Genomic DNA, 856 nt, shown 5'->3' on the forward strand with positions numbered 1-856 from the left:
CTTTCGGCGCTGTATTGTGTATATTGTTTTTTCAGCTGATCCAGCTGCTGTCTTGTCTTCTTCGCGTTTTTCGGTGTGACTTGGCCGATGAGTTTGATCATACTGTCTGCAGTCTCAAAAAAAACGGCTCTATTTTCTGTCAGCTGCTGAATTTCGATCCGGCTCATGTCTTGATTACGCGTTTTTTGTAGCAAGGCGACCGCCTCGCTGTTTTGTTTTTTGAGCGATTTGTTCTCAAGCTTAATCGATTCGAGATTCTCCTTCGCAATGTCTGCTTCTTCTTCAGTCATGCTGATTTGCACGAAGTATTCTGGATTACCGATTCCATAATCAAATGCTTCGCTCACTTGTATCATGGAACTGAACACAATGGCCAGCTGCCTGTCGCTTGCGAGGGCTTGGAAATCCTGCTTTTTCTTACTGCTCATCGGTTTGGCTGCGGTTTGTTTTACTGTCTTTTGATCACAGTCTGCGAACATCTGAGCATCACCTTCACTTTCGCATGCGCTCATCACAAGAACTGTGACCAGCAGGCTTATACACAAGCCTATTCGCCTCATGCTCTGTCTCCTCTCTGCTGAATCCCTTCTGGAAAATACCATAAAATATAGTTAAATGGTACCAGATTCACCTAACCCCAGCAATAAATCAAAAGTATGATTTGAAGCGCAAAAACATAAATATTTTGTAAAAATTGACGTGCATTCCATTCTTTTCAGGCCCATTTTTCGTACAATAGAAGTATCGTTACCGGAGAGGGGGCTCTGATGATGAAACGTTTTACGAAACAAGAAAACAGCTGGGTATTATATGACTGGGCAAATTCTGCTTACTAAATTGTCGTGACCACCGCGGT

1 protein-coding gene and 1 pseudogene are annotated in these 856 nt (G+C 43.0%); one reads left to right on the forward strand and one right to left on the reverse strand.

The annotated features are described in order from the left end of the window. The coding region (locus tag ACWHAR_RS25035; protein ID WP_452088177.1) for a hypothetical protein at positions 1 to 560 on the reverse strand (560 nt) is incomplete at its 3' end. 207 nt (positions 561 to 767) lie between these two features. Between ACWHAR_RS25035 and ACWHAR_RS25040 the strand changes: the two are divergent. Next, positions 768 to 833, forward strand: a pseudogene (locus ACWHAR_RS25040) (hypothetical protein); the annotation flags it as partial. Positions 834 to 856: the final 23 nt, after the last annotated feature.

This window comes from Bacillus sp. LR--39 (assembly GCF_053613335.1).